The sequence below is a fragment of the Halorubrum sp. F4 genome, assembly GCF_027257195.1.
Taxonomy (GTDB): Archaea; Halobacteriota; Halobacteria; order Halobacteriales; family Haloferacaceae; genus Halorubrum.
Genome location: NZ_JAPDFS010000063.1, coordinates 1 through 1,241, shown reverse-complemented (window position 1 = coordinate 1,241; position 1,241 = coordinate 1). Strand labels below are relative to the sequence as shown.

1 protein-coding gene is annotated in these 1,241 nt (G+C 45.1%); it reads right to left on the bottom strand.

The features are described from left to right. Positions 1-206: 206 nt before the first annotated feature. A partial coding sequence (locus OKW78_RS16730) for a polyubiquitin (RefSeq protein ID WP_281196178.1) occupies positions 207-1,241 on the bottom strand: 1,035 nt, incomplete at its 5' end.

Genomic DNA, 1,241 nt, shown 5'->3' with positions numbered 1-1,241 from the left:
ACACAAGACAATTTATTCATGAATCAGAAAACCATAGCCTTATTAGAGGCCATTTCAGAGTACGACAACAGATAACAAAAGCTTATTATAAGCATACCATAAAACAACATTTTGCAGCTTAATCTAAGTCATTAAGGCCACAAACGAAACAGAAAAAAGAAAGCAAACCCAAAGAACACAGACACTGGCAGTGGACCAGAGTGCCATTAAAAACCACCACGCAGGCGAAGGACAAGATGTAAAGTAGACTCCTTCTGGATATTGTAGTCAGCCAAAGTACGCCCATCCTCCAGCTGCTTCCCGGCAAAAATCAACCTCTGCTGATCTGGAGGAATCCCTTCCTTGTCCTGGATTTTAGCCTTCACATTATCAATGGTGTCTGAACTCTCAACCTCCAGGGTAATGGTTTTTCCCGTCAATGTCTTCACGAAAATCTGCATTCCTCCACGCAGTCTCAACACCAAATGCAGTGTGGATTCCTTCTGAATGTTGTAATCTGCAAGGGTCCTCCCATCTTCAAGCTGCTTGCCTGCAAAAATCAACCTCTGCTGGTCTGGTGGAATGCCCTCCTTATCTTGGATCTTGGCCTTCACATTATCAATAGTGTCCGAACTCTCTACCTCCAGAGTGATTGTTTTTCCAGTGAGAGTCTTCACAAAAATTTGCATGCCACCACGAAGGCGGAGAACCAAGTGAAGGGTGGACTCCTTCTCAATGTTATAATCTGCAAGGGTCCTACCATCTTCAAGCTGCTTGCCAGCAAAAATCAACCTCTGCTGGTCGGGAGGAATGCCCTCCTTATCTTGGATCTTGGCCTTCACATTATCTATGGTGTCTGAACTTTCCACCTCCAAAGTGATGGTCTTCCCAGTCAAAGTCTTCACAAAGATCTGCATACCTCCACGAAGGCGAAGGACCAAGTGAAGAGTGGACTCCTTCTGAATATTGTAGTCGGCGAGGGTCCTTCCATCTTCAAGCTGCTTACCAGCAAAGATAAGCCTCTGCTGGTCAGGCGGGATGCCTTCCTTGTCTTGAATCTTAGCTTTAACATTGTCAATAGTATCCGAACTCTCAACTTCTAAGGTAATGGTCTTGCCAGTAAGAGTCTTAACAAAGATTTGCATACCACCACGAAGGCGAAGCACCAAGTGAAGGGTAGATTCCTTCTGAATGTTGTAGTCAGCAAGGGTACGGCCATCTTCTAGCTGCTTTCCAGCAAAAATCAGTCTCTGCTGATCAGG